This is a genomic window from Streptomyces sp. SID8374, assembly GCF_009865135.1.
Lineage (GTDB): Bacteria > Actinomycetota > Actinomycetes > Streptomycetales > Streptomycetaceae > Streptomyces.
Map to the genome: position 1 here is coordinate 4646764 of NZ_WWGH01000001.1, position 25254 is coordinate 4672017.

General features: G+C 72.5%; 24 protein-coding genes and 2 pseudogenes. 8 read left to right on the forward strand and 18 right to left on the reverse strand.

Annotated elements, in window-relative coordinates:
- Window positions 1–15 precede the first annotated feature (15 nt).
- From GTY67_RS20700 to GTY67_RS20720, 5 genes are all read right to left on the reverse strand, one after another.
- The gene (locus GTY67_RS20700; protein ID WP_030562057.1) at window positions 16–627 is read right to left on the reverse strand and encodes a Uma2 family endonuclease; all 612 of its coding nucleotides are present in this window, start codon (window positions 625–627) and stop codon (window positions 16–18) included.
- Between the two features lie 122 nt (window positions 628–749).
- On the reverse strand, window positions 750–1475 hold the full coding sequence (locus tag GTY67_RS20705; RefSeq protein WP_161279637.1) for a GPP34 family phosphoprotein: 726 nt from the start codon (window positions 1473–1475) through the stop codon (window positions 750–752).
- On the reverse strand, window positions 1472–2701 hold the full coding sequence (gene fahA, locus GTY67_RS20710) for a fumarylacetoacetase (protein WP_161279638.1): 1230 nt from the start codon (window positions 2699–2701) through the stop codon (window positions 1472–1474). The genes GTY67_RS20705 and fahA overlap by 4 nt, the downstream gene beginning before the upstream one ends.
- A 184-nt stretch (window positions 2702–2885) precedes the next feature.
- Window positions 2886–4883, reverse strand: a complete 1998-nt coding sequence (locus tag GTY67_RS20715; RefSeq protein WP_161279639.1) for a CocE/NonD family hydrolase — start codon at window positions 4881–4883, stop codon at window positions 2886–2888.
- A gap of 54 nt (window positions 4884–4937) precedes the next feature.
- Window positions 4938–6437 carry a peptide MFS transporter gene (locus tag GTY67_RS20720; RefSeq protein WP_093687028.1) on the reverse strand — a complete coding sequence of 500 codons (1500 nt, stop codon included), beginning with the start codon at window positions 6435–6437 and terminating at the stop codon, window positions 4938–4940.
- Between the two features lie 159 nt (window positions 6438–6596).
- Here GTY67_RS20720 and GTY67_RS20725 point away from each other — a divergent pair, with 159 nt between their 5' ends.
- The 5 genes from GTY67_RS20725 (at window position 6597) to GTY67_RS20745 (ending at window position 12071) form a co-directional block, all read left to right on the forward strand.
- The gene (locus tag GTY67_RS20725) at window positions 6597–7607 is read left to right on the forward strand and encodes a polyprenyl synthetase family protein (RefSeq protein ID WP_093687025.1); all 1011 of its coding nucleotides are present in this window, start codon (window positions 6597–6599) and stop codon (window positions 7605–7607) included.
- A 252-nt stretch (window positions 7608–7859) separates the two neighbouring features.
- Window positions 7860–9110 (forward strand): DUF2092 domain-containing protein, encoded by a 1251-nt coding sequence (locus GTY67_RS20730; RefSeq protein WP_093687023.1) that lies wholly within the window; start codon window positions 7860–7862, stop codon window positions 9108–9110.
- Window positions 9111–9379: 269 nt separating this feature from the next.
- Window positions 9380–10366 (forward strand): ABC transporter ATP-binding protein, encoded by a 987-nt coding sequence (locus GTY67_RS20735; RefSeq protein WP_161279640.1) that lies wholly within the window; start codon window positions 9380–9382, stop codon window positions 10364–10366.
- Window positions 10353–11252: an ABC transporter permease gene (locus tag GTY67_RS20740; RefSeq protein WP_161279641.1), complete on the forward strand. Its 900-nt coding sequence runs from the start codon at window positions 10353–10355 to the stop codon at window positions 11250–11252. The genes GTY67_RS20735 and GTY67_RS20740 overlap by 14 nt, the downstream gene beginning before the upstream one ends.
- A 228-nt stretch (window positions 11253–11480) precedes the next feature.
- On the forward strand, window positions 11481–12071 hold the full coding sequence (locus GTY67_RS20745; protein ID WP_093687017.1) for a TetR/AcrR family transcriptional regulator: 591 nt from the start codon (window positions 11481–11483) through the stop codon (window positions 12069–12071).
- Here GTY67_RS20745 and GTY67_RS20750 read toward each other — a convergent pair.
- Window positions 12072–12506: pseudogene (locus tag GTY67_RS20750) on the reverse strand (protein kinase); the annotation flags it as partial.
- 2 nt (window positions 12507–12508) lie between these two features.
- Here GTY67_RS20750 and GTY67_RS20755 point away from each other — a divergent pair.
- Together GTY67_RS20755 and GTY67_RS20760 are read left to right on the forward strand one after the other, a co-directional pair.
- Window positions 12509–12664: pseudogene (locus GTY67_RS20755) on the forward strand (cupin domain-containing protein); the annotation flags it as partial.
- A gap of 77 nt (window positions 12665–12741) precedes the next feature.
- The gene (locus GTY67_RS20760) at window positions 12742–13287 is read left to right on the forward strand and encodes a carbon-nitrogen hydrolase family protein (protein ID WP_161279642.1); all 546 of its coding nucleotides are present in this window, start codon (window positions 12742–12744) and stop codon (window positions 13285–13287) included.
- An 8-nt stretch (window positions 13288–13295) separates the two neighbouring features.
- On the opposite strand, the gene GTY67_RS20765 is transcribed toward GTY67_RS20760, so the two are convergent.
- Genes GTY67_RS20765 through GTY67_RS20780 form a run of 4 tightly spaced genes read right to left on the reverse strand, consistent with a single transcriptional unit; the run spans window position 13296 to window position 18413 of the window.
- Window positions 13296–14714, reverse strand: a complete 1419-nt coding sequence (locus GTY67_RS20765) for an NAD(P)/FAD-dependent oxidoreductase (protein WP_161279643.1) — start codon at window positions 14712–14714, stop codon at window positions 13296–13298.
- 5 nt (window positions 14715–14719) lie between these two features.
- Entirely contained in the window at window positions 14720–16000 is a 1281-nt protein-coding gene (locus tag GTY67_RS20770) for a terpene synthase family protein (protein ID WP_237502664.1), read from the reverse strand.
- Window positions 15997–16827, reverse strand: a complete 831-nt coding sequence (uppS, locus tag GTY67_RS20775) for a polyprenyl diphosphate synthase (RefSeq protein ID WP_237502665.1) — start codon at window positions 16825–16827, stop codon at window positions 15997–15999. Before uppS ends, GTY67_RS20770 begins: the two co-directional genes overlap by 4 nt.
- Window positions 16824–18413 carry a prenyltransferase/squalene oxidase repeat-containing protein gene (locus GTY67_RS20780; RefSeq protein WP_161279644.1) on the reverse strand — a complete coding sequence of 530 codons (1590 nt, stop codon included), beginning with the start codon at window positions 18411–18413 and terminating at the stop codon, window positions 16824–16826. Before GTY67_RS20780 ends, uppS begins: the two co-directional genes overlap by 4 nt.
- A gap of 289 nt (window positions 18414–18702) precedes the next feature.
- On the opposite strand from GTY67_RS20780, the gene GTY67_RS20785 reads away from it, so the two are divergent.
- On the forward strand, window positions 18703–20928 hold the full coding sequence (locus tag GTY67_RS20785; protein ID WP_161279645.1) for a SpoIIE family protein phosphatase: 2226 nt from the start codon (window positions 18703–18705) through the stop codon (window positions 20926–20928).
- 94 nt (window positions 20929–21022) lie between these two features.
- On the opposite strand, the gene GTY67_RS20790 is transcribed toward GTY67_RS20785, so the two are convergent.
- The 8 genes from GTY67_RS20790 to GTY67_RS20825 form a co-directional block, all read right to left on the reverse strand.
- Window positions 21023–21829, reverse strand: a complete 807-nt coding sequence (locus GTY67_RS20790) for an HAD family hydrolase (RefSeq protein ID WP_161279646.1) — start codon at window positions 21827–21829, stop codon at window positions 21023–21025.
- A gap of 112 nt (window positions 21830–21941) precedes the next feature.
- Entirely contained in the window at window positions 21942–22400 is a 459-nt protein-coding gene (locus GTY67_RS20795; protein ID WP_161279647.1) for a DUF2867 domain-containing protein, read from the reverse strand.
- A gap of 104 nt (window positions 22401–22504) precedes the next feature.
- Complete coding sequence (locus GTY67_RS20800; RefSeq protein ID WP_161279648.1) at window positions 22505–22741, reverse strand: DUF397 domain-containing protein; 237 nt, start codon at window positions 22739–22741, stop codon at window positions 22505–22507.
- Window positions 22742–22845: 104 nt separating this feature from the next.
- On the reverse strand, window positions 22846–23322 hold the full coding sequence (locus GTY67_RS20805) for a hypothetical protein (protein WP_161279649.1): 477 nt from the start codon (window positions 23320–23322) through the stop codon (window positions 22846–22848).
- Between the two features lie 14 nt (window positions 23323–23336).
- Window positions 23337–23561 carry a DUF397 domain-containing protein gene (locus GTY67_RS20810; RefSeq protein ID WP_093686998.1) on the reverse strand — a complete coding sequence of 75 codons (225 nt, stop codon included), beginning with the start codon at window positions 23559–23561 and terminating at the stop codon, window positions 23337–23339.
- A gap of 73 nt (window positions 23562–23634) precedes the next feature.
- Entirely contained in the window at window positions 23635–24465 is an 831-nt protein-coding gene (locus GTY67_RS20815) for a helix-turn-helix transcriptional regulator (RefSeq protein WP_161279650.1), read from the reverse strand.
- Window positions 24462–24989 carry a DUF6879 family protein gene (locus tag GTY67_RS20820; RefSeq protein WP_093686994.1) on the reverse strand — a complete coding sequence of 176 codons (528 nt, stop codon included), beginning with the start codon at window positions 24987–24989 and terminating at the stop codon, window positions 24462–24464. The genes GTY67_RS20815 and GTY67_RS20820 overlap by 4 nt, the downstream gene beginning before the upstream one ends.
- A complete protein-coding gene (locus tag GTY67_RS20825) occupies window positions 24973–25164 on the reverse strand; it encodes a hypothetical protein (RefSeq protein WP_093686992.1) in 192 nt (63 codons plus the stop codon). Before GTY67_RS20825 ends, GTY67_RS20820 begins: the two co-directional genes overlap by 17 nt.
- Window positions 25165–25254 lie beyond the last annotated feature (90 nt).

Sequence of the window (25254 nt, forward strand, 5' to 3'; positions counted from 1 at the left end):
GTGGGATGGCGGGACCTACTCCGGGTCCGCTGCCCGCGAGGTGGTCGGGTTGATCGCCGTGAGGTCCAGGTCCATGGGGAATGGAACGGCGACCTTCATTCGGTCGTGGAAGATGCCGGTGGAGGTGTACGTGCCCGTGGCGGGTTCCAGCTCGAAGACGTAGACCACGGCCCGGCCGTCGTGGTTCTCAACCCTCCAGTAGTGGGGGATCTTGACCCGGGCGTACTTGACCGGCTTGGTCTCACGGTCGCGCGAGCGGGACTCCGGCGAGACGACCTCGATAGCTAGCTGTACTGAATCGGCTGGGTAGCGGGTCTGGCCCGGCTTCGGGGCTACCAGGCTGTCGAAGACTGCCACGTCGGGTTCAGGTCGGTTGTAGCGGTCGATGTCGATGGTGCACTCACGCACGACTTGCAGCTCCGGGGGCGCGAGTGACCGCAGGTGCCAGGTGAAAAAGTCAACCGCCCACGAGTGGAAGAAGCTCTGCGGACTCACGAAGATCAGGCTCCCGTCGATCAGCTCCGTGTGCGGAGGCAGATTCGGGAGTGTGTCCAGGTCATCGGCGGTCCAGCCGCCCTCGGGCGGGACCGCCCACCGCGGCTCGGAGGCCTCGGGTTCGATGCTCATCATTGCTCCCATGGGGAGGAGTCTCGCGGGCCTGACCAGCGTATCCGCCGGAAACGGGATAAGGCTCCCCCGAACGTGTGAACGCCTGGCGCACCGCTGACCGGAACACCTCCACGGGCCCCTCAGTCACCGCCCCCGCCGCAGCCGCCCCCGTCCCCGCTGTCGCCGCTCCAGCCGTCGCTTTCTCCGCTGCCGGACTCGTGTTTCCTGACGTTGTGGTGGACGGCCGTCGCCGTCCAGTGGGAGCGGCGCAGGACCTTCATCGCCGTGCGGCCGGGGCCGCCGCTGCGGGTCAGTCGGCCGGCGAGGCCGATCGCGGAGACCAGGGCGGCCAGGACCCGGTCGCGGGGGGCCGGGTAGCCCGCCGTCTCGGCCGTCGTGAACCGGCTGCGGACGCCCGGTACGAGGCCCGGGTGGACCGGGAAGTGGCGCTGGTACGGGAACAGGCCGAGGAAGCGGCGGGTCTCCCGGGCGAGCAGGGAGCGCTCCACCAGGGAGTCCAGGTAGGTGTCCCGTACGTGCCGGTCGAAGTTGTCCACCCAGTGCCGGGCGCGCATCCCGGAGCGGCGGCCCTTGGCCTGGGGCAGGGTCCGCAGCAGGCCGGCGAGGCGCGGGTCGGCCGGGTCCAGCGGGTTCACCACCTGGACCCGGCCGTGCTCCTCCCGTATCCGCCCCTGGAGCTCCAGCTCCGCGAGAACGGCGCCGGCCGTCCCGTACGCCAGGAAGGCGGCCTTGCACAACGGCTTGCCGCTCCCCGGGTCCAGGGTGAGCAGGATCAGCTCCTCGGGGAGCGTCAGTGCGGGGGTGCCGGGGCTTCCGGCGGGGGTGGAAGGGGCGGGGTTCGTCATGGTGCCGTGACGATCCTGCCGGTCACATCGCCGAGGCCCACGCGGGTGCCGTGCGGGCCGGGGGCCCAGGCCGTCAGCGTGACCGTGTCGCCGTCCTCCAGGAACGTCCGCTTGCCCTCGGGGAGTTCCAGCGCGTCGCGGCCGTTCCAGGTGAGCTCCAGGAGGGAGCCGCGCTGGGTGGTCTCGGGGCCGCTGACCGTGCCGGAGCCGTACAGGTCACCGGTCCGCAGCGACGCGCCGTTCACCGTCATGTGGGCGAGCTGCTGGGCCGCAGTCCAGTACATCGAGGCGAACGGCGGCTCGGCGACGACCTGGCCGTTGATCTCGACGGTGATCCGGATGTCGAAGCCGCCGTGCTCCTCCTCGTCCGAGTCGTCGAGGTAGGGGAGCAGGGGGACGTCCCGGGCCGGGGGTGCCGTGCGGGCCGCGTCCAGGGCCTCCAGCGGGGTGACCCACGCCGATACGGAGGTGGCGAAGGACTTCCCCAGGAACGGGCCGAGCGGCACGTACTCCCAGGCCTGGAGGTCGCGCGCCGACCAGTCGTTGAGCAGCGAGAGCCCGAAGACGTGCTCGCGGAAGTCGGCGAGCGGGACCGGGGTGCCGTGGGCGGAGGGGACGCCGACGACGAAGCCGACCTCGGCCTCGATGTCCAGCTTCACCGAGGGCCCGAAGACCGGCGCCGGGTCGGTGGGGGCCTTGCGCTGGCCGCTGGGGCGCACCACGTCCGTACCGGAGACCACGACGGTGCCGGAGCGCCCGTGGTAACCGATCGGCAGGTGCTTCCAGTTGGGGGTGAGCGCGTCGCCGTCCGGCCGGAAGATCTTCCCGACGTTGGTGGCGTGGTGCTCGCTGGCGTAGAAGTCGACGTAGTCCGCGACCTCGTACGGCAGGTGCAGGGTCACCGCGTCGACCGGGTGCAGCAGCGGTTCGATGTCCGCGCGGTGGCCCGGGACGGTGAGCCAGGCGGTGAGCGCGCGGCGCACGTCCCGCCAGGCGGTGCGGCCCGCCGCGAGCAGCGGCGTCAGGCTCGGCTGGGCCAGCAGCCCCGCGTAGGGGGAGCCGAGCGCGTGGGCGGCGGCGCCGGCGTCCAGGACGTGGTTGCCGATGCGGACGCCGACCCGGCGGTCCTCGGGGTGGTCAGGGGTGGAGAACACACCGTAGGGCAGGTTGTGCGGGCCGAAGGGGTCGCCCTCGGGCAGGTCGAGCGGGCTGCTCTGCTCGGGCATGTGTTGCTGCCTCGCTTTCCAGGTCGTGTGGAGGACACGTTACGTCGGAGGTCCTACCCCACGGCAGTGCCCCGACTATCCCCAACTGCACGTATTGCCCGGAAAGTTCGGAGGGCCCCCGGAGATCCGGGGGACCCGACGACGAAACACGCGGACCGGTCACGGCGGAACGGGCCGCCCGCTCTCACCCCGCCGTGCGCGGGATGCGCTTCTCCCAGGTGTGGTGGAAGACGATCTCGCCGCCGTCCTTGCAGATCACCTCGTTGGAGGTGATGAAGTCGTTGTCGTCGGCGGCGATCTCGGAGCGCGTCTCGATCTCCACGTCCCAGGCCATCTCCGGCCGGTGCAGCCGGATCCGCCAGTCGCTGCGGGTGCGCGCGGAGAGCGGGTCGTCCTGCTGGATCGTGTACGTCTCCAGCGCGTCCTCGGTGAATTCGAGGCCGTCGGGGTAGACCCGCGTACCCCCGTAGCGCGGGTCCACCTCCAGCCGCCACTCGCCCTTGGCGACATCGCGGACGACGAGGCGTTCGGGGCGCGGCTCCTCCAGGGTGACCGGGTAGACCACGCCGAGCGGTTCGGACTGCTCGGGCTCCCCGAAGGTGATCGCCGGGTCCTCGGTGTGGCGGCGCACCGGCAGTTCGACGAGGCTGCCGTCCGCGTCCAGCGTGAAGCCCGCCGCCGAACCGGCCTGCGGCCAGATCCAGGGCCAGTACGCGGAGGAGATGGCGATCCGGATGCGGTGGCCGGGCGGGAAGGTGTGGCCGATGCCGTTGAGGTCGAGGACCACGTCCTCGGTCTCGCCGGGGGTCCAGTCGTCGGTGCGGTCGCGGCCGTGCCGGGCGGCGAGGTTGAGGACGCCCCGGGTGACCAGGGTGGAGGAGCCGTCGGGCGCCACGTCGCAGAGCCGGGCGATGGCCTGGCCGCGCGGGACGTCCATCCGGATGCGGAGCTTGACCCGGGGGCGGCCGAGGATCTCGATCGGCGCCTCCTCGACCGGGAACTCGAACGACACCGACTTCGCGTCCTCGTCCCGCTGGTCCGGCGGCAGGTCGGCGTCGTTGCCGAACGGGAAGAAGCGCCCCGCGTCCAGGCCGGTCTGCTGCGGCGAGGCGACGATCCGCTCGCCGCCCTGGAGCGCGTACGCCACCGGGTTCACGTTCTCCGAAGGCCAGCTCGCGTCCCCGACCCACCGCCCGGGCAGCGTCTCGTACACCGTGGCGGGCGGGTGCGAGCCGCTGATCCAGGACCGCAGCAGCGGCTCCCGCATCACGCCCGTCTCCTTGCCCTTGAGGTGCTGGTCCCACCAGCGCAGCGTCTCCTGGAGGAAGCCGATCGCGGGCCCCGGCGGCAGCCCCCGGTCCGGGTACTGGTGCGACCACGGGCCGATGATCCCGCGCACCTTCCCCGGGTCGAGGTGTTCGACGAGCCGGAGGACGGTGTCGCGGTACGGGTCGTGCCAGCCGCCGACCGCGAGCACGTTCGCCTTGATCGCCCCGTAGTCCTCGCAGACGCTGCCGTGCTTCCAGTAGTCGTCGCGGCTCTGGTGGGCCAGCCAGGTGTGGATGAAGGGTTCGACCGCCTCCAGCCGCTTCAGCCACATCTCCTTCCACTCGTCGCCGACCTGCGCCGGGTCCGGCGGGCGGGCGACGAAGGCGAGCATGGTGGCGGCCCAGGCGTGCATGTCGACGGCGAGGACGGAGCCGCCCATGTAGTGGACGTCGTTGTCGTAGCGGTCGTCGGCCGAGCAGACGGTGACGATCGCCTTCAGCGGCTCGGGGGCGAGCGCGGCGATCTGGAGCGAGTTGAAGCCGCCCCAGGAGATCCCGAACATCCCGACCCGGCCCGAGCACCACTCCTGCTGGGCCAGCCAGTGGATGACGGCCACCCCGTCGGCCAGCTCCTGCGCGTCGTACTCGTCGCCCGGCAGCCCCTCGCTGTTGCCGTGGCCGCGTACGTCGACCCGTACGGAGGCGTAGCCGTGGCCCGCGTACCAGGGGTGGCGCTGCCAGTCGCGGGGAGCGGTCCAGTCGCCGAGGCGGTAGGGCAGGTACTCCAGCAGCGCGGGGACCGGTTCGTCGGTCAGGGGGCGCCAGATCCGGGCGTAGAGCCGGGTGCCGCCGGGCAGCGGGATGTACACGTCCTCGCGGGTGGTCTCGTACGGGAACTCGGTCGTGATGTTCATGGGTCACCTCGGTGGGGGACGGGGTGCTCGGGGGCGTACGGCTCGGTGGACGCCTCAGTGGACGGGGTGCATCGTGCGCTTCAGCCAGGGCGCGGCGGCGATCATGGCCACCCCGGCCGCCACCGCGATCGCCCCGTTGACGCCGAAGTACGCCGGGTTGGAGACCTGGCCGTACAGCTTCACGATCTGGGCCTGGATGCCGTTGGCGACGGCCAGGGAGAGGAACCACAGGGCCATCGTCTGGCTGGCGAACGCCTTCGGGGCGAGCTTGCTGCTGGCGGAGAGGCCGGAGGTCTCCAGGAGTACGTCACCGAGCCCGAGCAGCAGGTAGGAGCCGACGATCCACCAGGCGGCCATCTTGTACGTGTCGTCCGCGTGCCCGGACGTGGGCAGGACCATCAGCAGGAACGACAGCCCGCCCAGGATCACACCGAAGGCGATCTTGTTGGAGGCGTGCGGCTGGCGGCGGCCCATCCTGACCCAGGTGGCGGCCACCACCGGCGCGAGCGCCACCTCGAAGGCGCCGAGCGCGGAGGCGTACCAGCTGGCCGGGAAGGTGAAGCCGAGGACCTCGGTGCGGGCGTTGGTCGAGGCGAGCAGGATCATCGTCGAGTACGCCTGGAACAGGATGAAGTTGAAGACGACGGACCCCAGGAAGAGCACGACGTACGGCCGCAGCCTGCCGCGCTCCTCCGCGGTGACGCGCGGGCTCCTGAACATCACCACGAAGTACGCGATCGGCGCGATGACCGAGACCACCGTGAGCACGTCCACGAACCGGTCGATGGTGAGCCGGCCCGCCAGCGCCAGGGCGGTCGCGACGACGGCGACCAGGACGGCCCCGCCGATGATCAGCCGCACCGCGCGGCGCATGGCGGCCGGGGCGAGCGCGAATTCGGCGCCCTCCTTGCGTCCGACCAGGTGACGGCGGCCCGCGACGTACTGGATGAGGCCGAAGGTCATGCCGATCGCGGCGGCCGAGAAGCCCCAGTGCCAGCTGGCATGGTCGCCGAGCCAGCCGGTGATCAGCGGTCCGGCGAAGGCGCCGATGTTGATGCCCATGTAGTAGAGGGCGAAGCCGGCGTCGCGCCGCTCGTCCTCGGTGCGGTAGAGCTTGCCGACCATGGAGGCGACGTTGGGTTTGAGCAGGCCCGTTCCGGCGCTGATCAGGCCGAGCCCGACCCAGGTCATAGCGTCGGTGGGGACGGCCATGGAGTAGTGGCCGCAGGCGATGAGGATGCCGCCGTACAGCACGGCCCGGTACGAGCCGAGGATCCGGTCGGCCAGCCAGCCGCCGGCCACGGAGACCAGATAGACGAGGGTCCCGTACGCGGCGGAGACGGAGGCGGCGGTGCCGGGGTTCATCCCCATGCCGCCGTTGGCCACCTTGTCGGCGAAGAACAGCACCAGGATCGCCTGCATGCCGAGGAACGAGAACCGCTCCCAGACCTCCAGGCCCGACAGGGTCATCAGACCCCGCGGCTGGCCGAAGAAGGCGCGGTCGTCCTCGGGCGGCGGCTGGGCCGGCTCGGTGTCGGCGGTGGTGTGGGACAAAGCGGAGACTCCTGATCGTATGAGCTGATCCCGAACATACCGGCGGTGGTGGGAAGCCGCCCACGGTGATCCATACGAGACCGGATACGCTGAAGTCGATTCGAGACTCAGCGACACATCGACAATGAGTGTGATCGTCAGCAGACAGGAGATGCCCTCGTGACCGTCGTCGGGCCGTTCGGACTGCACGTGCGGGACCAGGCTCTTGAGGCCGACGTCCAGACGGGCCTGGCCGCTGTCGAAGCGGGGCTGCTCGAAGCCACCAAGAGCGATGTGCCCTTCATCACGGAGGCCGCCCAGCACCTGGTGCGGGCGGGGGGCAAGCGGTTCCGCCCGTTGCTGGTCATGCTCGCGTCACAGTTCGGTGACCCGGACGCGCCGGGTGTCGTCCCCTCGGCCGTCGTCGTGGAGCTGACCCACCTGGCCACGCTGTACCACGACGACGTGATGGACGAGGCCGACGTACGCCGCGGGGTGGAGAGCGCCAACACCCGCTGGGGCAACTCGGTGGCCGTCCTCACCGGCGACTTCCTGTTCGCCCGCGCCTCCCACATCCTGGCCGACCTCGGCCCCGAGGCCGTACGCATCCAGGCCGAGGCATTCGAGCGGCTGGTCACCGGCCAGATCCTGGAGACCGCGGGCCCGCGCGACGGCCGCGACCCGGTCGACCACTACCTGGACGTGCTCAGCGGCAAGACCGGCTCGCTGGTCGCCGTCTCCGGCCGGTTCGGCGCGCTGATGGCCGGGGCCGACGAGCGGACCGTGGACATCCTCACGCAGTACGGGGAGCGGCTCGGCATCGCCTTCCAGCTCGCCGACGACGTCCTCGACATCGCCTCCGACACCCATGAGTCCGGCAAGACCCCCGGCACCGACCTGCGCGAAGGCATCCCCACCCTCCCGGTGCTGCGGCTGCGCGCCCAGGCGGCGGCCGACGGCAAGCCCGACGACGTGGAGCTCGTGGAGCTGCTGGACGGCGACCTCGGCGACGACGACACCCTTGCCGAGGCGCTGCGCCGACTGCGCGCCCACCCGGCGCTGGAGCAGGCCCGCCAGGACACCGTCCGCTACGCCCAGGAGGCGCGCGCCACGCTGGCGCCGCTGCCCGAGGGGTACGCGAAGTCCGCGCTGGAAGAGCTGTGCGACGCCGTGGTGCACCGCGCGGGCTGAGAGCACAGGCGCCGCGTTCCCCTGGTTGACGACACGTCATCCAATAGGGCTCTACCCCTACGGGATGGCTGATGTACCCCGTCCGGTTGTCATACCGGAGCAGTAGTCGGGTTGATCCCCCGGGCTGACGCTTCAGGCCGCCCGATTTGGTCAGATGGATACCAACCACTCCTGACCACATCGGGTGAGCATGGCGGCAGGGAGTGGACGAGCAACCGGACGGAAGCCGCCGACCACGGAGGTAGGGCACACATGGCACCGAACGACAGCGCAGAGACCACCGGCGAGGCCACGGGCACTGTCGTGGGCCGCCGGAAGGCGGCGCGCTACATCGTCCCCGTCGCGGTCGCGGGGGTGGCGGCGGCGACCATCGGACTCGTCCCGGCGCTCGCCAACTCCGGCGACCCGGACCTGCCGAAGATCAGCGCACAGGAACTCATCGAGAAGATCGCCGCTTCCGACGAGGAGCAGCTCTCCGGAACCTTCAAGATCAGCACGGACCTCGGTCTGCCCCTCGACGGCCTCGCGGGCTCGTTCCTGCCCGGCGCCGACGGCGACGGCAAGGGCACCGCGGCGCCGCAGGACAAGCTCATGGAGCTGACGTCCGGCACGCACACGCTGCGGGTGGCCGTCGACGGCCCGGAGAAGCAGCGGCTCTCCATCCTCGGCAAGGCCTCCGAGTACAGCGTCATCCACAACCAGGGCGAGGTCTGGGCGTACGACTCGAAGTCCGACGAGGTCTACCACGCCGAGGCCCCCGAGGGCGCGGGCGGCGCGAAGGAGTCCCCGAAGGCTCCCAAGGGCGCCCCCGCCACCCCGAAGGACTTCGCCGAGCAGGCGCTCGCGGCGGTCGGCGACACCACGTCGGTCACCGTGGACGGCACCGCGCAGGTGGCGGGCCGTGACGCGTACCAGCTGGTCATCAAGCCGAAGCAGGACGGCTCCACGGTCGGTTCGGTGCGGATCGCGGTGGACGCGGAGAACGGCGTACCGCTGAAGTTCACGCTGGCCGCGGCGAGCGGCGGCAAGGCCGTGGTCGACGCGGGCTTCACCAAGGTGGACTTCGCCAAGCCCGCCGCCTCCTCGTTCGACTTCACCCCGCCCAAGGGCGCCAAGGTGACGGAGGCCGACGAGCTGGAGACCGGCAAGGACGGGAAGGGCGCGGACCGGAAGGCGCTCCCGGAGCAGTTCTCCGGGCAGATCCCGGGCCTGGAAGGGCTCGCGGGCTCCGAGGGCGTCAACGTCATCGGCGAGGGCTGGACGTCGATCGCCGCCATCGAGATCCCGGGCGGCAAGGGCCTGCCAACGGCCGGTTCGGGCGACGTCCCGGCGGAGGCCCAGGGCTTCCTGGACGCGCTCGGCGACAAGGTCACCGGGAAGTTCGGCTCGGGCACGGTCTTCAAGACCCGCCTCGTCAACGCCCTGCTGACGGACGACGGCAAGGTATATGTCGGAGCGGTGACGAAGGACGCGCTGGTACGGGCGGCCGACGGCGCCAAGTAGGCCTACGGGTCACGTAGGTATCCCGGGGTCACGCGGACCTTCGGGGTCACGTAGGTATCCCGGGGTCACGTAGGCCTTCGGGGTCACGTAGGTCACCGGGGCCACGTAGGTCACCGGGGCCACGTAGGCCTCCTGGGCCACGTAGACCTTCGGGGTCGTACGCCTTCGGGGTCGTAGGCCTTCCGGGTCCTCCCTGGCCGTTCCGCCCCGCCGTGCATCCGCGCGGTGGGGCGGAACGGCCCCCGCATGTGCTGAGAGGTGCGACCGGCATGACGGACACAGCGGCGGCGGCCCCGCCGCGCACGGCCCCGGGCCCCGCCGCCCCGGTGATCGAGACCCACGGCCTGACCAAGCGCTACCGGGGCGGTCACCTGGCGGTCGACGGCCTCGACCTCACCGTCCCCGGCGGCAGCGTCTTCGGCTTCCTCGGCCCCAACGGCTCCGGCAAGACCACCACCATCCGGATGCTCATGGGTCTCATCGACCCCACCTCCGGCACGGCCAGGGTCCTCGGCCACCCGATGCCCCAGGCCGCCCGTACGGTCCTCCCGGAGGTCGGCGCGCTGATCGAGGGGCCCGCGCTGTACGGCTACCTGAGCGGCCGCGACAACCTCCTGCGGTACGACAGGGCCGACCCCACCGCCGACCCGCGCACCCGCCGGGCCCGCGTCGCCCACGCCCTGGACCGGGTCGGCCTCGCCGCCGCTTCGGCCAAGAAGGCGAAGGCGTACTCCCTCGGCATGAAACAGCGCCTCGGGCTCGCCGCCGCCCTGCTCCGGCCCCGGCGCCTGCTCGTCCTGGACGAGCCGACCAACGGCCTCGACCCGCAGGGCATGCGGGAGATCCGCTCCCTGGTCCGGGAGCTGGCGGCCGAGGGGACCACGGTGTTCCTCTCCTCGCACCTGCTGGACGAGATCGAACAGGTCTGCACGCACGCGGCGGTGATGGCCCGCGGCCGGCTGCTGGCCCAGGGCCCGGTCGCCGAACTCGCCGCGAGGACCCGTGGCCGGCTCGCCGTGACGACCCCTGACCCGGCCGACGCCGCCCGCATCCTCGGCGAGCACGGCCTCACCGGCCTGAACGTGGCCGCCGACCGGCTGACCGCCGACGCCCCGCCCACCGCCGTGGACCTCGCGGACCTCAACGCGGCGCTGGTGGGCGGCGGGGTGCGGGTGCGGTCGTTCGGGATCGAGGGCGGGTCGCTGGAGGACGCGTTCGTGGCACTGACGGGAGAGGGATTCGATGTCGCAGGCTGAGACCCACATGGCTCCGGAAAGCATCGGGCCCCGCCCCCGCAACCCCCTCTGGACGCTCGGAATCCTGCGCTCCGAGGTCACCACCATGCTCCGCCGCCACCGCACCTACGCGCTCCTCGCGGTGCTCGCCGCCGTCCCCGTACTCATCGGGATCGCGGTCCGCATCGAGACGGGCGGCGGAGGCAAATCCGGGAGCGGCCCGGACGGCGGGGGAGGCCCGGCGTTCCTGACGCAGGTGACCAACAACGGCCTCTTCCTGGTTTTCGCCGCCCTCGCCGCCACGCTCCCGGTCTTCCTCCCGATGGCCGTCGGGGTCATCGCGGGCGACGCGATCGCGGGGGAGGCGAGCGCCGGGACCCTGCGCTATCTGCTGGTCGCCCCGGCGGGCCGGACCCGGCTGCTTCTGGCCAAATACGCCTCGGTCCTCACCTTCTGCCTGGTCGCGACGTTCGTGGTGGCGGCCTCGGCGCTGGCGGTGGGGGCGCTGCTCTTCCCGGTGGGGGAGGTCACGACGATCTCCGGGACCCGGATCAGCTTCGGCGAGGGATTGGTGCGGGCCGGGCTGACGGCGGTGGTGGTGGCGGCCTCGCTGGTGGGGTTCGCCGCGCTCGGGCTGTTCGTCTCGACGCTGACCAACAGCGGGATCGGGGCGATGGCGGCGACGGTCGGGCTGCTGATCACGGTGCAGATTCTGGACAGCATCCCGCAGCTGAGCGCCGTCCACCCCTACCTGTTCTCCCACTACTGGATGTCGTTCGCGGACGTCCTGCGGGAGCCGGTCCACTGGGAGGAGCTGAGCAAGAACTTCCAGCTCCAGGGCCTGTACGCGGCGGTGTTCGGCTCGGCGGCCTGGGCCCGCTTCACGGCGAAGGACATCACGGCCTGAGCGGGCGAACGAGGTCGTCTCCTGGCCGGATCGGATCGGTGAGCGGTCGTCCATGCCGTCGGCCGGGCGAGCCGTCCCCCGATCGGCTCGTCGCGGCACGAACGGCACGAACGGTGCGGAGGGTGGGAACGACACGACACGGTACGTTCCGTTTCCGCTTGGGTATTGTTCGGCCTATGACGACGACCTGTCAATAAGGAATGGCTCAAACCGTCCTATGCTCACCGGATGATCACACCGCCCAGTAGCCTGCGTCGCAGCGAAAGAGCACGCCGCGCGACGTTGCAGGCAGCCCTCGACCTCTGCACGGAGAAGGGGTACGGGCGCGTGACGATAGAGGCCATCGCGGCCCGCGCCGGGGTGAGCAAGAAGACGATCTACCGCTGGTGGCCGTCAAAAGGGGCGGTCCTGCTGGAGGCGTTCACGGACGCCCTGGTGGACGCCACGCCGTTCGTGGACACGGGCGACATCGGCGCCGACCTGCGCACCCACGTGGCGGGCGCGGTCAAGCTCCTCACCGTGCCGCCCTTCGGCCCGGCCTACGCGGGCATCCTCTCCGAACTCCACCGCGACGACGTCCTCGCCCAGGCGCTGAGGGACCAGTTGGTCGACCCGCGCGTCGAGGAGGCGGTGGCCCGGCTGCGCGCCGCCCAGGACCAGGGCCAGATCCCGCCGGGCGCGAACCTCCTGCTGGCCGTGGAGATGCTGTACGGCCCCGTCTACTACCGCCACGTCCTGCGCAAGCCGGTCCAGGACGAGGAGATGATCGCCGACCTGGTGGCCCATGTGCTGCGGGCGGTGGGGGCGCCGGGGTACTAGGGCCTGCTCGGGCGCCAGGAACCCCGGCGTCCCGAAGGCCGTGCCGGTGGTCGTGAGGCGGGTCGATTCCAGCGCCCGCGCGATGCCGAAGTCCAGGACCCGAGGCCCGTCCGGGGCCATGACGATGCTGCCGGGCTTCAGGTCGCGGTGGACCAGGCCGCAGCCGTGGATCGCCGCGAGCGCCTCGGCGAGCGCCGCCCCCAGCTGCCGCAGCCGCGCCTCGCCCATCGGCCCCTCGGCCTCCAGCAGCGCGGCGAGAGTGGGCCCGGGAACGTACGCCGTGGCCAGCCAGGGCGCCGGAGCCGCCGGGTCCGCGTCCACCACGGGGGCCGTGTGGAAGCCGCCCACGCTCCGGGCCGCCGCGACCTCCGCGCGGAACCGCTCCCGGAAGTGCGGGTCGCTCGCGAGCTCAGGACGCGCCACCTTCAGCGGCAGCCCTGCCCCGGGCGTGGAGTTCCACGGTGCTCGGCCGGGTGGGGACGGCCGCGGTGAAGGTCCTGCGCATGGACGGGCTGCCGGTCGAGGAGGAGCGGCACGCCGAGCCCGAGGCCCTGTTGGTCCTCGACGGCAGGCTCGAACTGGACGTGGAGGGTGAGGCGGAGGAGGGGGCGGAGGCGTCGGGCCCGTCGGACCCGTCGGGCGACGGGCACCCCCATGGCACGCTCGCCCGATGAAGATAGCCGCAGCCCAGCTGACTTCGGCCCCGGCGGACATCCCGGCCAACGTCCATCGGCTCACCACCCTCGCCGGCCAGGCTCGCGACCAGGGCGCCGAACTCCTCGTACTCCCCGAACTCGCCCTCACCGGCTACGAGCTGGCGGCGCTGTCCCGCGGCCCCGCCCTCCTGGTGCCGGACGCGGACGACCCGAGGCTGGACGCGCTCCGGTCCACAGGCATCGCCATGGTGGTCAACTGCGCGGTGAGGAGCGGCGGTTCGGCCACACCCCCCGCCATCGGCACGTTCGTCTACGGCCCCGACGGCGCGCTGCTCACCACCTACCTCAAGCAGCACCTCCACGAGCAGGAGAACGCCGTGTTCGCGCCCGGCGACCAGGACGGGCGGTTCGAACTCGGCGGCCTCCGCTTCGCCCTGGCCACCTGCTACGACAGCCACTTCCCCGACCTCCCCGCCCGGGCCCCGGGCGGCGGACTGCTCGCCGAGGCGGACGACCGTACGCCGATGGTGGTCACCGCCGAGGTCGCCCTCGGCAGCTGATCCGCCCGCTACCCCCGGCGCCCGGCGGACAGGTGGCTGAGGATGCGCGCGGCGGCCTGCTCCCCCGAGCGCAGCGCGCCGTAGGTGCTGGAGGGCCCGAAGTAGTCCCCCGCGAGCTGGATGCGGGGGTCGGCGGTGCGCCGGCGGGCGTTGAAGGCGCGCAGCTCCGCGTAGCCGCCGGGCGGGCGGACGACGAGCGCGGGGTCCTGGCGGCTGACGTGGCTGGTCAGGACGGTCTCGCGGAGGCCCGGGAAGACGGCGGCGGCCGCGGTGACGGCCTGCTCGGCGACGGTGCGGTCGTCGGCGTCCCACCAGCGGTCGGTGAACTCCTGCCGGGGGTGGAGGGTGACGAGCCCGCGGCCGTCGTCGACCCGGCCGGGGATCTTGTTGTGGTGGAGTTCGATGCCGACCAGCGCGGGGTGCGCCCGCTGGGCGAGGAAGAGCGCGAAGGCCTTCTCCGATGGCGGGCGTTCGAGGCCGAGGGAGACGATCAGGGCCCGCGAGTAGGGGAGGGACGAGAGGTAGTCGCGGTCGGGGGCCGTCAGCTCCGGCAGGATGCCCGGCACCTGCGGGGCGGGGACGGCGACGACCACGGCGTCGGTCCGGTCGGAGCGCTCCTCCCCGTCCTCGCCCTGCCAGGTGACGGAGAGCCCGTCGGGCTGTCGGCGGACGGCGGTGACCCGGGTGTTCAGCTCCACGCCGAGGCGGTCGGCCAGGGTACGGGTCAGCAGCCCGACGCCCTGCGGGCTGTTGAAGTGCGGGACGAGCAGCTTCGCCGTGTAGAACAGCATGTCGGCGGCGGCCATGCGGTCCGGCGAGGCCAGGACGATGCCCCCGCCGAAGAGCGGCTCGCAGAGGTGGTCGATCGCCTCCTGGGTGAGGTGGCGCCGGGCGTACTGGGTGGCGCTGAGGGTGTCGAGGTAGGTGTTCCGGTCCATGGTGTCCCAGTCCAGGCGCTTGCGGTGGGCCAGGAAGTTCGGGAGGGCGCGGAACACCGCCGCCTTGGTACGGGGGCCGATCAGCCGGGTGCGGAGCAGGTCGGCCCGGGAGTCGGTGCGCAGGCGGTGGACGGTGTTGTCGCGGTCGAAGCCGCACAGGGTGCTGGAGGGGCCGAACTGGTGGGACAGACCCAGCTCCTCGATGAGGCGGAGCATGCCGGTGTAGTTGCGGCCGAGGATGCTGGCGCCGAGTTCGATACGGAAGCCCTCGTGGTCCACGGTCCGCATGCGGCCGCCCGCCGCGGGCTCCCGTTCCAGTACGCGTACCCGCAGGCCCGCCTGGCGCAGACGCCAGGCGGCGGTGAGTCCGGCGATCCCCGCTCCGACGACGACAACGGTGGCGGGGGCGTCGCCGCCGCCGGCACCGGTGCCGGCGGTGGGGCCTGTGGCGGCTTCGGCGGCAGTAGCGATGGGGAGGTGGGTGTCCACGGTGATCAGCCTGTTTCTCGGGTCGGGTGCGTGGCGAGCAGGTGGTGCCAGTAGGGCTCGACGGCCGCGGCGCTTCCCGCCACCCAGCCCATGACGGCGTGCACGAACCGCCGTTGGGCCTCGGAGAGGGTGGCGTCGGCCAGCAGTCCGGCGCACGCGGCGTCGAAGCGGTGCTGGTGTCCGGCGTGCAGGACCACCGCGGCCCGGTACGCCTCGGGCGCGGGCAGCCCGTACTCGTGCGCGAGGACGGTGACGGCGTTCACCGGGTCGCCCTGCCGCTGTTCGGCGGCGTGGCCGAGCAGGTCGTTGGCGAGTGCGCCGATGAGGAAGGCGAGTTCGGCCAGTCCGGTCAGCGGGGCGGTCAGCGGGGCGTGGCCCGAGGGCATGCCCGGGGCCAGCAGGTGCAGGTACATCGGGTGGCCGCCCGACGTGTGGACGCGCTGCGCCAGATACTCCGCCAGCGTCGGGGGAGTACCCGACGCCCGCCAGGGCGCCTCCCGCGCGCAGCTCTCGGCGTACCGCCGCAGCCCGTCCGCCAGGAGCGGCAGCAGTCCGGCGCCGCCCGCGGCCACGATGTCCTCGCGCAGAGAGATGAGGGAGGTGAAGTGGGCGCAGGCGGGCGCCCCGGCGGGCAGGCGGCCGGAGCGCAGGACTGCGGGCGGGTCCCACGCCTGGTGCGCGGCCAGCCGGTCCGCGTGCTCGGCCACCGTGTCGTCGAAGTGGAACACCCACGCCAGGTGGCGCGCGACGAGCCGTGCCACCCCGAAGGGCGCGCCGGGCATGCACCGGCCTACCAGGCGGCCGATCCTGCGGCGCTCCAGTCCGTCGTCGCCGGGTCCGCTCAGTCCGTGGCCGGTCGCCCAGGACCGTACGTCCGCCTCCAGCTCCTCGGCCATCGGGTGGTCGCCGACCGCCGGTGCGAGCCGCAGCAGATGCCGCCGGGCGTACGCCGCCAGCGCGTACGGGGTGTCCGCGCCGCCGTCGGTCGGGGGCGAGGCCTGTGTGTCGTTGACCAGGGCCGGGACCTGTGGGCCGTCGGTCACGGACGGGGCCTGTCCGCAGCCGGTCGGGGCCGGGACCTGTGGGCCGTCGGTCACGGACGGGGCCTGTCCGCAGCCGGTCGGGGCCGGGTCCTGTGCGCCGTCGGTCAGGGCCGACGCCTGTCCACAGCCGGTCACGGCCCGGACCTGCCCGCCGCCCGCCATGGCCCGAACCTGGCCGTCACCTGCCACGGCCACCACCTGCCCGCCGCCTGCCACGCCCCCCGCCTTCCCGTCACCCGTCATGCGCCGAACCTGCGCTCGCGGCCGGCGAACGAGGCGAGCATGGCGTCGAAGGCGGCCCGGTCGAAGTCCGGCCACTGCTCCGGGCTGAAGTGCAGTTCGGCGGTGAGGCTCTGCCACAGCAGGAACCCCGAGAGGCGCTGCTCGCCGGAGGTCCGCAGGATCAGGTCGCAGTCGGGCTGCCCCCAGCGCTCCAGGCGGCGGCCGACCGCCGCGCTGTCCAGGCCCTCGGCCCCGCTCTCGGCGAGTACGGCGCGGGCGGCGGCGACGATCTCCTCCCGCCCGTCGTACGCCACCGCGAGGTTGACCCGCAGTCGGCCGCCGCCCCCGGTCCCGGCCGAGCCCCGGCACCGGCCGGAGAGGTCCGCCAGCCCGAGGGTGCTCAACTGCCCGGGCGATCCCAGGACGTTGACGTCCCAGGCCCCTGCGGCCGTGACGCTGTCCATGAGGGCGGTGATCCCGTCCAGCATCACGGGCAGCTCCTGCCGCTTGGCGGCGTTGTCCTGGGAGAGGGCCCAGACGGTGACCGTCTCCACCCCCGCCTCCTCGCACCACCGCAGCACCTCGACGGTCCGCTCGGCTCCCCGCCGGTACCCCTCCCGGGCCGGGACCCCGTGCTGCCGGGCCCAGCGCCGGTTGCCGTCCGGAACGATCCCCAGGTGCCGGGGGACGACCCGGCCGGACGGGCGCCCGCCAGACGCCTGCGGTACGGCTCCGACGACTCCGACGACCTCGGCCGCCCCCGCGACACCGACGACCCCGGCAGTCCTGCCAGCCCCGCCAGCCCCGACGACCCCGGCCACCCACGCGCCCCCGCCGCCCCCGCTCATCGGACGCCCGCCAGAGCCCTGCCGGAGATGTCGTCGCCCACCGGGGCGGTCCGGTGGGCGAGGTGCCCGAGGGCCAGCACGGTGAAGATGTCCGCCAGGACGGGAACCGAGAAGACGAACGGGCGGGGGCCGATGGAGTCGGGGCGCGCGCCCCGGACGGTTCCGTTCCGCTCGGCCTCGACCAGGAAGGCCGCCGCGGCGGCCGCAGGACGCGGATCGTCCTGGCCGCACACGGCGATCAGGCCGTAAGCGGTGCTGATGACGTCACTGGCCTCGCCTTCCTGCCCGCCCCAGCCGCCGTCGCCGTTCTGCCGAGTGAGCACCAGGCGCATGCTCCGCCGGACCATCCGGGCCACGTCGGCGGGCTGCTCCCGGGGGTGGCGCGAGGCGGCCAGCAGGGCCCGGAAGACCGTGTGGAGGCGGCTGCTGCTCCAGTCGGGAGGGAAGGAGCCGTCGGCCCGCTGCCGGGCCGCGAGGTGGTGCAGCCCGGCGCGGACGCGGTCCGCGTGGGCCGCCGGCCGGACGGTGAGCGCGTCCACCACGGCGGCGGTCATGCAGGCTTCGGAGGGCGCCCCGGCCACGTACGTGGGAAAGCCGCCGTCCGGCGCCGCCACCGAGAGCATCGAGGTGAGCCCCCGGCTCACCGGCTCCCCGTACCGCACGGGGTCCAGCGAGTGGAGGAACTGCACGGCGACGGAGGTGTCGTCGACATCCGCCTGGCACGACAGATCGGTGTAGGACCAGCCCCCGCCCGGCAGTTGGCGGCCGACGAGGTGGGCCGCGATCCGCTCCAGCACGTCCTGCGGAGCGCCCGAGGCCGCCAGAGCGACGCCCGCCGTGGCGGTGCACCAGGTGTCGGTGTCCGTCACGAACGGGAAGCCCCCGTCGGAGCGCTGGTGCTCCAGGACGCACCTCACCCCCTGCCGGACGGTGGCCTCGGTCCCGGGCAGCCCCGACAGCGCGTGCAGGACGGACAGGTGGATGAGGACGTTGCCCTCCCACAGGTGCGGCCGGCCCTGCGTGTCCAGCAGCAGCCGTACGTCCTCGTCGCTGATCCGGGCGGTGTTCCCGGTGGCCCGGGCGAGGATCACCTTGCTCGCGGTCACCTGCACCGCGGCCCAGCTGTGGAGCCCCGACAGGTCGAACGCGGCCTCGTCCCAGGAGGGGAGGAACCCCTCGTCGACGGCCGCCGCGAACGTGTGGACCAGGGCCTGCTTGCGCCGGGCGGTGAAGTCCGGTGCCGTGTCGGTCACCTGCCGGACGAGGGGGCCGGGCGAGGCGACGGCCCGCCGGTCCAGCACCGCGGCGGCCAGCGAACGTTCCGCGGCCTCGACCGCCCCGGTGGCCATCCGTGTACGGAGGAACTCGCGTACGGCCCCGGCACCGGCACCCGGCGACGGCGTGCGCTCCAGCAGCGCGGCGGCCAAGGCCGACTCCAGGACCCGGCTGCCGCACGGGTCACGCACCGCGCCGTCCGCACCGACCCGGGCCGCCAGGGCGGAGACCATGCGGCCCCGCGCCCCCGCGAGCCCGGAGGGAAACACCTTCGTGGGCCAGGGGGCGGCCCCGGCCTCGCATGTCCGCATCGCTCGGTTCCTCTCCACCCCTGGCCGCTGTCTCCCCCAGGGAACGATCAAGGAGGGGAGGGGACAGGCCGGAAGCCCGGAGACTGCCCGAACGTGTGTCGAACCGATCGGATGTTCGTCGAACACTTCGGGGCGCCGGCGCCGGACCGCAGACCTCCGCCCGGGCCACCCGTCGTCCCCTGGGCCGCCCGCCCCGGTGGCCGCCCCCGTCGCCTCGGGTGATGCTGGTCCGGCACGTGCCGGTGCTCCGGGGCAGTGGCGCGCCGGAGCCTGAGGGGTAGGTGGAGCCGTGTCGTACGCCGATACCCCGGCCGGGCCCGGAACCCCTCCGGGTGGTCTGGACGACGCCCTCCTGAAGGCTTTGTTCGCCCAGTCCGCCGTGGGCCTCCTCGTCCTCGACCCGCAGCTCAGGCTCGTCCGCGCCAACTCGCTCGTCGAGGGCGTCGGGACCGAGGACTACATCGGGCTCCGCTTCACCGAGGCCTTCCGGCTGGACGACCCGGACGGGGCCGAGCAGCTCCTGCGAGGGGTCCTCGCGGGGGAGGGGCCCGTACGCGACCATCTTGTACGCGGCAGGCTCCGGCAGATCCCCGGCGACCGGATCTTCCTGGTCTCCGCCTACCGTCTCGACGGCCCCAAGGACGCCCCCGAGACCGCCCCCCAGGACGCGCCCGAGCCCGGCCCCGAGACCGCCCCCAAGGACGTCGGCCCCCAGGCCGCCCCCAAGGACGGCCCGGGCGGTCCCGGCGGCCCCGGCCCGGGCGGTCCCGGCAGCCCCGCCCTCGGCCTGGTCAGCGCGGTCGTCGATGTCACCGAGCGGGAGCGGGCCCGGGCCAGGCAGGCCGCGCTGGGTGCCGTACGCGACGCGCTCGGCGGGTCGCTGGACGTGGCCACCACCTGCCGGGCCTTCATCGACGCGCTGGTGCCGGGGTTCGCCGACCTCGCCGTCATCGAGGTGGTGGACGAGGTCCTGCGCGGGGCCGACCCGCCGGTGGGCCCGCTGCCGCCCGACACCCCGCTGCGCCGCGCGGCGAGCGGCCGCTGCGACACCGTCGAGAGGGACGAGGTGATCCGCGGCCACCCGGTCGGCGGAACCCGCCGCCTCCCTCCCCGTACGCCGTACGCGCTCGCCGTCGCCGATCTGCGGCCCCGGCTCGTCCAGTTCACCGCCGAGACCTCGTGGCTGGACGCCGACCCGGACGGCTCCCGCGTCCTCGCGGCGACCGGCGCGCACTCGCTCATCGTCGTGCCGCTCACCCTGCGGGGAGCCGTGCTCGGGCTGGTCAGCCTCTACCGCTGCGGGGCCGCCGAACCGTTCGACGAGGAGGACGTGTCCCTCGCCGGTACGGCGACCACCCGCGCGGCCCTCGCCATCGACAACGCCCGCCGGTACGAGCGTGAGCACGTCATCGCCTCCACCGTGCAGCGCCGCCTCCTCCCGCAGGCCGAACGCCACCAGGCCGCCGTGGAGACCGCCCATGTGCTGCTGCCCGGCCGGGACAGCGGCTGCTGGTTCGACACGATCGCGCTCTCCGGGGCCCGTACGGCGCTCGTCGTGGGCGGCGTCGCGGGGGAGGGGCTCCAGTCGGCGATCGCCATGGGCCAGCTCCGTACCGTCATCCAGGCACTGGCCGGCCTCGACCTGGAGCCGGAAGAGGTACTGGCCCGCCTCAAGGAGACCGCCGACCGCCTCGCCCACGAACGCGCGGCCCTGCCCCCGAGCGACTCCCTCCAGGGCGAGGAGCTGCGGGCGGGATGCGTGTACGGGGTCTACGACCCGTTCACCCGGACCTGTACGGTCGCCCGGGCCGGCCACCCCGCGCCCCTGATCGTCGGCCCCGACGGCCGGGCCGTCCCCCTCGACGTCCCCGAGGGCCCGGGCCTCTTCGCCGCCGACGGTGCCCTCTTCGCGCCCGCCACCGTCACCCTGGAGGAGGGCAGCCGCCTCGCGTTCTGCACGTCCGAACTCCTCGCCGACGAGCACGCAGAGGACCGCATCACCCGCACCCTGGCCCGCCCCGGCCGCAGCCTCCAGCAACTGGGCGACGACATCGTGTACGCCCTCCCCGACGACACCCGCTCCGCCGGGGCGGCGCTGCTCCTGGCCCGTACCGGTACGGTCTCCGAACACCGGGTCGCCACCTGGGACCTGGCCCAGGAGCGCACCACCCCCGCCACCGCCCGCCTGCTCGTCCGCGACCGGCTCCAGGGCTGGGGGCTGGACGAGGACACCGTCGACTCGACCGAGCTGATCGTCAGCGAACTGGTCACCAACGCCGTCCGCTACGGCACCCCGCCCCTACGGCTGCGCCTCCTCCTGGACACCACCCTCACCTGCGAGGTCCACGACGGCTCCACGGCCTCGCCGCACCTGCGCCACGCCCGCACGGTCGACGAGGGCGGCCGGGGCCTCTTCATCGTCTCCCGCCTCGCCGCCCACTGGGGAGCCCGGCACGGCCCGGACGGCAAGGTGCTGTGGACGGAACAGGACCTTCCGGGGGACGGAGCGCACTAGGCAACGCGACAACCAGGGCGACGCGGCAACCAGGACAACGACAATCAGGGCAACGCGGCAACCAGGGCAACGCGGTAACCAGTAGGACGTGGCTTCAGCCGAACAGCCGCTCCAGCACTGCCGCCACCCCGTCCTCCGCGTTGGTCGACGTCACCTCGTCCGCCGCCGCCCGCAGCTCCGGGTGCGCGTTGCCCATCGCCACCCGGTGACCGGAACGACGGAACATCGGCAGGTCGTTCGGCATGTCCCCGAACGCGACCGTCCCCTCCGCCCCGACCCCCAGCAACTCGGCCGCCGCCGCGATCCCGGTCCCCTTGTCCACCCCGTACGGAGCCAGCTCAACGGTCCCGGGCCCCGCCATGGTGACGCTCGCCAGATCCCCCACGGCCCCCCGCGCGGCGGCGGCCAGCGCGTCGTCGCCCAGCTCCGGGTGGCGGACCAGCACCTTGATGACGGGCCGCTCCCACAGGGCGTCCCGGGAGTCCACGCAGAGGGCGGGGAGGGTCGGGTTCGGCATCCGGTAGCCGTTCTCGATCAGCGTGACGCCGTCCACCCCGTCCTGGTCCACGGCCGCGAACACCGCCCCGACCTCCGCCTCGATCTTGCCGAGCGCGGTGTCGGCGGCCTCCCGGTCCAGGGTGACCGAGCGCAGGAGCCGCGCGCTGTCGGCGTCGTACAGCTGCGTGCCCTGACCGCACACGACGAGCCCGCTGTACGCCAGGTCCGCGACCAGCGCCCGTATCCCGGGCACGGGCCGCCCGGTGACGATCAGGTGCCTGGCCCCAGCCGACGCGGCGAGGGCGAGGGCGGCGCGGGAGCGGGCGCTGACGGTGTCGTCCGGGCGCAGCAGGGTGCCGTCCAGGTCGGTGGCGACGAGGGCATATGCGGGTGGCGTGGGCATGGGCCACAGCCTAGAAGGGCCCGGACGGCCGCTTGCGCGGGAGGGGAGGATCGGGTAGGCGGTACGGGAACGGGCAGGCGGCAAGCGGTACTTGTACGGGGAGAGCCGCCGGTCACCCCGGCCGCTCGCTCGCCCGCTGAACCGCCGCCAGCAGCCGCCGCATCCCGATCGCGTGCCCGCCCGACCCGAAGACGATCCGGCGGTAGGCACGCCCCGCCCGCCCGGGAAACGCGGCCCGGCTCTCGGCCCGCAGGCGGGTGCGGCCCGGGCCGTCGGGTTCAAGCCGGAAGATGAGCAGGTACGAGGAGAAGCGGTGGCGCCCCTGGAGGGTCAGCTGCTCCCCCGGCGAGGCGGCGATCACCCGGAAGCCGGGGAACGCCGACCCTTCGGCGAGCGGGCGCGGCCCGGACGACCGGGTGTCGGCCGCCCGGACCAGCCGCGCGTAGACGGCGGCGGGCCCCCGCGAGAAGGCCCGCTCCAACTCCGCGCACAGCCCGCGCCAGACGTCGTCGGCCTCGGCGGCGATGACGGTCGCGTGCTCGTCGAGGTGGGGCAGTGGGTTGGCCTGCATCGGAACCTCCGTCGATTCCGGACAGCCATACCCGGAAGAAGCCCCATCGCACACGAGCGATGAGGCTTCCCTGCCGAGCCTTCGTGCGGCCGGTCGGCGGCCGCTCAGGCGGCGTCGAACTCCCCGGCGCGGACGCCCGCGACGAAGGTGGTGAACGCGGCGGCGGGGACGGTGAGGACCGGGCCCGTGGTGGCGTGCTTGGAGTCGCGGACGGGCACGATCCCGTGCGGGGCGGCAAGGTTGGTGGCGACCTCGACGCACGCGCCGCCGTTGTCGCTGTACGAGGACGTGAACCAGCGGGGGGTCTGGGCCTCGGTCTCGTTAGGCTTCGTCTTCGTCACGGGCGCCCTTTCGTAGCCGGCCAGTTGAGGAGAGGAGAAGTCGCGGCTCCCAGGTCTTGCTACCCACGACGGCGGCGGTGAACGCGTCGTCGTACTCGGTCCCGTCATGAGCCGGTCTGCCGGGCGGGGCAGGGCAGAGCGGGGGCGCTGCGGTTCGGGGAGCAGGTCACCAGGGCGACGGAGTGGAAGACCGTGCCCCGCAGGTAGTGGCCGAGGGACACGTCCCCGCCCCACGCGAGCCGGTCGACCGCCGCCCTGACCAGGAGGACCAGTCTGGTCGCCTCCCGGTCCTGTTCGGAGGCGAACCGGGGCGCGAACTCGGTGAGTTGCAGGCCCAGCCACGCGCCCGCCTCCTTCGGCTCCTCCCAGGTCCCCCGGATCGTCGAGGCCGGTTTCATGAGCCAGTGCGAGGTCTGGAGCGGAGGTACGTCGGAGGCCGGGAAGGCGGCCACGGCCTCCCGGTACCGCTCGTGCACGTCCGGATCGCTGGTCGCCGTCGGGGCCTGGCCCGGAGGTCGGCGGATGCTCTCCCTGTCGAACGTCCGCTTCTCCCCGAGCCAGGCGTAACCGTGGTGGTGCACGGGTGCGTTGCCGTTCAGGCGGAGAGGTCGAAGCGGGCGGGGTCGATGCCCGCCGCGTCCAGCTCCGCCGTGGTGAACCGCAGCGGCTCGGCGCCCGGGCGCTTGCTGTCGCCCACGGCCCAGGCGTCCGGCCCGATGCGCGCGAGCGTCACGCACGCCTCGCCGTCGGGGTGGGTGTTGCCGCCGCAGGCCTTCGAGAATGCGGCTCCGGCGATGGGGAGCTCGTACAGGTCGGTCATGGGCTGGTCCCTTTCTGAGCTGCTGACGTCTTGGTGTATCGGCAGCAATGGTGACCAGAAAGGAGAGTGGTTTCTATCCGGTTTCCTGCTCGCGCAAAAACTTGTCCCGGATTCCTTCGACCAGCGTCCGCATTTCGTCACCGGAAACGGTGGATTCGCTGAACCTGTCGAACTTGGATACGTACAAGGAAACGTCTCTCGGATCGGTCATAACTGTCTCCGCATGAACCATTTCGACGGTCACTGTCCGGTTGTCCTTGATGGCGAACGAGTGGCCCGGAAAGTCCACCTGCGGGGTCGACAGCGCAACGATTCCGATGTTCACGCCGGGGAGCCGAGAGGCGGAAATCAGCCGGTCGAGCTGCCCCGCCATCGCCAGGGGCGGAAGGATGCGCCAGCGGAGAACCGATTCTGTGATGATGAACCGGAACGTCTTGCCCTCTGCGTACAGGACAGATTGCCGCGCCAGTCGTGCGCCGATGGTGCGTTCCAGCTGCGTATCGGGAAGGTTCTTCCGGGCGAAAACCGCCCGTGCGTACTCGGGCGTCTGCAGCAGTCCAGGAATGAGCGACGGCTGGAACAGACGCAGCAGCGCCGTCCGGGACTCAAGGGCCTGCACCTGTCGCTGCTTCCTGCTGTACCCCAGCCGCCGGACGAGCCGCCAGGCCGTGACCTCCGTGGCCGCTTCTCTGGCAGCAGCCATGTACTCGGCCTTGACCTCGTCCGATACGCCTATGGCCGAGAGGACGCAGTCGACGTCCGTGATGCTCGGAGCGACACTCCCGGTCTCGATCTTGGAGAGCTTGGAACGGGACATGGCGGCGCTGCGGGCAACTGCCTTGGCTTCCAGGCCGGAAGATTCCCGCAGTACCCGCAGCGCTGCCCCGAGGCCGGACTTGTTCACTCCCCGTACTTCGCCCACCAGTCGGTGAACGGCACGGCCTGGGCCAAGGCCGCGTCCCGGTAGGCGAGGAACCTGGGCAGCTCGTCCTCCCCGACCAGGTCGGAGCCCAGAAACTTGCCCGCCCCGTCGTAAGTCATGGCGCTGATGATCCGCTCATCGAAGAGCCAGAAATCCGGAGCCTCAGGAATCGGGTTCTCCTGGTCGGTCGTGTCCAGGATGAAGAACTCTTCGCCGGCCGTCATGTTCCGGCGGTATCCCCAGGAGAGTTCGAACCGCAGATAGTCCGTCAGTGGGCGGGCGAGGATGTGGACGCGATAGATGCGCCTTCCCGACTGAACCGCGTTGCCGACCGTCGTCATCCAGTCGGCCGTCGCGTAGTCCTCGGGCTGAGGTTCTCCGGCAAGGAATGCGCGGTAGGCGTCTACGCCCCCCGACTGGCTGTAATCGTCCAGCGTTTCCAGCCGGAAAGCCTCCCGCTCGAAGGTCTCGAACCAGTCACGCGGAGAGTTAGATGAGGTTGTCACGAAGGGCCTTTCGGATCAGCTCGACCGGAATTTCCACCAGGGTTTCATGCGCCGGGATGTCCAGTCCGTGGTCGGCGACCCTGTCCCCCTGGACGGCGAGCGTGCCCCGGTCCGTCGCATACACGGTCGGGCAGTTGCCGTCGTCGCACTCGCCAACCAGCCGTGTCAGTTTCACAGCCCGCCCCCTCTTCGTCGGGTGTCTCGTCCGATGATCGCGGGCCCCACGGAGCGTTACAAGGGGTGCGGGTTTCCGTTACTGGAAATC

What these genes read in the sequence shown, in the direction of transcription:
- GTY67_RS20700 (WP_030562057.1), bottom strand. Translation starts at nt 627, where the DNA reads ATGAGCATCGAACCCGAGGCCTCCGAGCCGCGGTGGGCGGTCCCGCCC.
- GTY67_RS20705 (WP_161279637.1), bottom strand. Translation starts at nt 1,475, where the DNA reads ATGACGAACCCCGCCCCTTCCACCCCCGCCGGAAGCCCCGGCACCCCC.
- fahA (WP_161279638.1), bottom strand. Translation starts at nt 2,701, where the DNA reads ATGCCCGAGCAGAGCAGCCCGCTCGACCTGCCCGAGGGCGACCCCTTC.
- GTY67_RS20715 (WP_161279639.1), bottom strand. Translation starts at nt 4,883, where the DNA reads ATGAACATCACGACCGAGTTCCCGTACGAGACCACCCGCGAGGACGTG.
- GTY67_RS20730 (WP_093687023.1), top strand. Translation starts at nt 7,860, where the DNA reads ATGGCACCGAACGACAGCGCAGAGACCACCGGCGAGGCCACGGGCACT.
- GTY67_RS20735 (WP_161279640.1), top strand. Translation starts at nt 9,380, where the DNA reads ATGACGGACACAGCGGCGGCGGCCCCGCCGCGCACGGCCCCGGGCCCC.
- GTY67_RS20740 (WP_161279641.1), top strand. Translation starts at nt 10,353, where the DNA reads ATGTCGCAGGCTGAGACCCACATGGCTCCGGAAAGCATCGGGCCCCGC.
- GTY67_RS20745 (WP_093687017.1), top strand. Translation starts at nt 11,481, where the DNA reads ATGATCACACCGCCCAGTAGCCTGCGTCGCAGCGAAAGAGCACGCCGC.
- GTY67_RS20760 (WP_161279642.1), top strand. Translation starts at nt 12,742, where the DNA reads ATGAAGATAGCCGCAGCCCAGCTGACTTCGGCCCCGGCGGACATCCCG.
- GTY67_RS20770 (WP_237502664.1), bottom strand. Translation starts at nt 16,000, where the DNA reads ATGACGGGTGACGGGAAGGCGGGGGGCGTGGCAGGCGGCGGGCAGGTG.
- uppS (WP_237502665.1), bottom strand. Translation starts at nt 16,827, where the DNA reads ATGAGCGGGGGCGGCGGGGGCGCGTGGGTGGCCGGGGTCGTCGGGGCT.
- GTY67_RS20780 (WP_161279644.1), bottom strand. Translation starts at nt 18,413, where the DNA reads ATGCGGACATGCGAGGCCGGGGCCGCCCCCTGGCCCACGAAGGTGTTT.
- GTY67_RS20790 (WP_161279646.1), bottom strand. Translation starts at nt 21,829, where the DNA reads ATGCCCACGCCACCCGCATATGCCCTCGTCGCCACCGACCTGGACGGC.
- GTY67_RS20795 (WP_161279647.1), bottom strand. Translation starts at nt 22,400, where the DNA reads ATGCAGGCCAACCCACTGCCCCACCTCGACGAGCACGCGACCGTCATC.
- GTY67_RS20810 (WP_093686998.1), bottom strand. Translation starts at nt 23,561, where the DNA reads ATGACCGACCTGTACGAGCTCCCCATCGCCGGAGCCGCATTCTCGAAG.